4 protein-coding genes are annotated in these 2961 nt (G+C 51.6%); 2 read left to right on the top strand and 2 right to left on the bottom strand.

What is annotated here, in order from left to right:
- The first annotated feature begins 214 nt into the window (after window positions 1–214).
- Window positions 215–601, top strand: coding sequence for a holo-ACP synthase (gene acpS, locus AC1DUA_RS31915; protein WP_477503564.1), 387 nt, complete (start codon window positions 215–217; stop codon window positions 599–601).
- 5 nt (window positions 602–606) lie between these two features.
- Here the strand turns inward: acpS and AC1DUA_RS31910 are convergent, their stop codons facing one another.
- Window positions 607–1008 carry a c-type cytochrome gene (locus AC1DUA_RS31910; protein WP_477503563.1) on the bottom strand — a complete coding sequence of 134 codons (402 nt, stop codon included), beginning with the start codon at window positions 1006–1008 and terminating at the stop codon, window positions 607–609.
- A gap of 367 nt (window positions 1009–1375) precedes the next feature.
- Window positions 1376–1939: a hypothetical protein gene (locus AC1DUA_RS31905; RefSeq protein ID WP_477503562.1), complete on the bottom strand. Its 564-nt coding sequence runs from the start codon at window positions 1937–1939 to the stop codon at window positions 1376–1378.
- Window positions 1940–2038: 99 nt separating this feature from the next.
- Between AC1DUA_RS31905 and mutY the strand changes: the two genes are divergently transcribed.
- The coding region (mutY, locus tag AC1DUA_RS31900; protein WP_477503561.1) for an A/G-specific adenine glycosylase at window positions 2039–2961 on the top strand (923 nt) is incomplete at its 3' end.

Here is a 2961-nt window from a genome sequence, read left to right as displayed (position 1 = left end):
ATGTACAGTATACGCCTAGTTCCTGCTTGGCAGAAGGACTGAAAATAGGGTAACTTACTTACCTGGAAGTAACTAGAAGTGGTWTGTAAGTAGCTTGGAAGTAACTCGGAAGCGCTCTGTAAGCAACAGGTAAGCAAACAGCTCCCCTTGACCGTAAGGAACGAATCGTGTACAGTGGACGCAAAACGCAGCAGAAAAGTGGTGCTCACGAGCGATGATTATTGGCGTCGGAACGGATTTAGTAGAAATTGCGCGAGTGCGCAAGATGCTGGAAGGTGCAGCGGGCGAAAGGTTTCTGGAGCGGATTTTGACACCTCAGGAGAGAGAGCTTGCGCAAAAACGCCGAGGGCGGTTAGCGGAGTTTGCTTCTGGCCGATTTGCGGCCAAGGAAGCGATTGTGAAAGCAATCGGCTGCGGCATCGGCAAGCAGATTGGCTTTCAAGACGTGGAGGTGCTGCCCGATGGACTGGGCAAACCGGTATGCCACGTGCGCGATGAAGCGCTGCAGCGGGCAGGCTTAATAGGCAGCCTACGCATTCATATCAGCATTACGCATACGGAATCGATGGCTGCCGCCTATGCGATTGTGGAGCAGCTCTAGGGCTGCTATTTTTTGGAGCTGAGCCAGTCGCTCAGCAGTCCGACTTCTTCTTCGGACAGCTTGCTGCTGTACGCGGGCATGCCGCCGCCGCCGTTCTTGATCTGGCCGGTGATTTGCTCTTTGGTCATTTGGCTGCCGACCTTCTGCAAATTGGTCTTGGCGCCGGCTCTGCCCGCCAGATCAACGCCGTGGCAGCTGATGCACTTGTTCGTTGTGAAGAGCTCCTGCGCCTTCACGAACGCAGGGTTGCTCTCGCTTGCTGCGGTGGCGGCCGGAGGCTTCGGTGTGGCATCGCCACTTGAAGCCCCGCCGCACGCGGCTAACGCGAGYACCATCGGCGCCACGAAGAGTGCGCCGATTCTCCTCCGCCATGCTGTGCGCAGCATGGCTTCTTTGTTTTGTCTCATAGCGGGTGTCCTCCTATTTGCCGCAGAAAGTTTGCCTTACACTTCTATGAATCATGTAAAAGGTACATCAAAATCTACATCCATGTCTCAATTTGATTAATTTCCTGTATTTTGTACATCTAATTTCGTTCAATAAGCTTTAACCGACCCAATATCGCGAAATTACCTGTAGGTTTTGCAGGTCTTTTCTCTAAATAGCTTATCCCTGCGAAATTACCTGTAGGTTTTGCAGGTCTTTTTCTATAAATGACTAATCCCTGCGAAATTACCTGTAGGTTTTGCAGGTCTTTTTCTCTAAATGACTTATCCCTGCGAATTTACCTGGACTTTCTGCTGGTCTTTCTCACGGGCACTTCCACGCAGCTGCCTAGCTATGCCGCCCCCAAACGCGCAGCATATATCCGCTTACGATCAGGCTAATGCCGCCCATGCCCTCGAGTATGACGGCGGAGTAGCCCAAATACCACACGCCCATCACAGCGGACAGGGCGAACAGCCACAATCCCAAATAAATCAAAGGTCTGCCTAGCAGCAGCCCAATCTGCACAAATCCAATCGCGAGAATGAAAGCTCGCAGCACTGGGGCGAATAAAGGCCCGATAGCGCCAATTGCCTCGAGCAAAGCGATAGCGGCAATCAACATCACGCCTGGCAGCAACAGCAGAGCCGGATGGCCCCAGCCGCTTTGGTCCTTCAAACCTTCCCCGCCAGCGCGGAAATCCTTCCGCAGACTCCACAACTGTACCAAGCTTGCTACGACAGCAGTCAGGAGTGCGGCTTGTTTTAACCAATCCAGATCGCGCCAATAGATCGCTATATCCATAAGCGCACTGAATATCCATTCCGCACCCCAGATGAAGAGCAGAGGAAGGAGAGCGCGCGCTTCATCGATCCATAATTTCCTTTTATGTACTTGCTTCTCGTTTTGCATACTTTCACCTCTAGTTTTATGTTCCGTAATTCTCGTATAATGGAGTCATGTCCATTCATTCATTATAACTGGAACGCGCCCCATAGAGAAGGAGAGCTCATGTACAGTCAAGAACAAATGCTTTATTTTTCCAGAAATTTACTGGATTGGTACCATACGCACAAACGAGATTTACCATGGCGAAGAAGTAAAAACCCTTATTATATATGGATTTCCGAAGTCATGCTGCAGCAAACCCGAGTCGATACGGTTATTCCTTATTTCCATCGGTTTATCGATCAATTCCCAACAGTAGAAGCCCTGGCGACTGCACCTGAAGAGAATGTTCTGAAAGCTTGGGAGGGACTAGGCTATTATTCGCGTGCAAGGAATCTTCAATCTGCGGTACGTGAAGTTCACGAGCGTTATGGCGGCATTGTACCGCAGACGAAGGAAGAGATTTCATCGTTAAAAGGTGTTGGTCCCTATACGTCTGGAGCGGTTCTAAGCATTGCCTACAATAAGCCGGAGCCGGCTGTAGATGGTAATGTCATGCGCGTGTTGTCGCGTTATTTCCTCATTGAAGAAGATATCATGAAACCGGCGACTCGAACCCGCATGGAGAAGCTGGCGCGCGAGCTCATTCTGGAAGGAACGGCGAGTGACTTTAATCAAGCGCTGATGGAGCTTGGGGCAATGGTATGTACACCACGGTCGCCGCACTGCTTGACATGTCCAGTCATGGCGCACTGCTCTGCGCGTGAAGCTGGCATGGAAGAAGCCCTGCCCATCAAGAAGAAAGCCAAACCGCCTCGTCCTGAGCTGCGGGCAGTGGCTTTGATCGAAGGCACGGGTGAGAATGAGGGCAAATGGCTCATCAGACAGCGTCCGCAGGAGGGCTTGTTAGCCCGGATGTGGGAGATGCCGCATGTATCCTGGGAGCACGAGGGATGGCTCTCCGATGAGGAGAACAAGGATGTGCTGCGCAAAGCGCTCGCAGACCAAGAGCAAATCATGATCCAGCCTGGTGAATGGTTCATGGA

This window comes from Paenibacillus sp. 01T422, assembly GCF_056398785.1.
Note: the sequence above shows the minus strand (reverse complement) of the source record. Positions and strands in the feature narration are given on the sequence as shown.

Excerpts from the sequence above, each read along its gene's own strand:
- acpS (WP_477503564.1), top strand. The coding sequence starts at position 215 with ATGATTATTGGCGTCGGAACGGATTTAGTAGAAATTGCGCGAGTGCGC.
- AC1DUA_RS31905 (WP_477503562.1), bottom strand. The coding sequence starts at position 1,939 with ATGCAAAACGAGAAGCAAGTACATAAAAGGAAATTATGGATCGATGAA.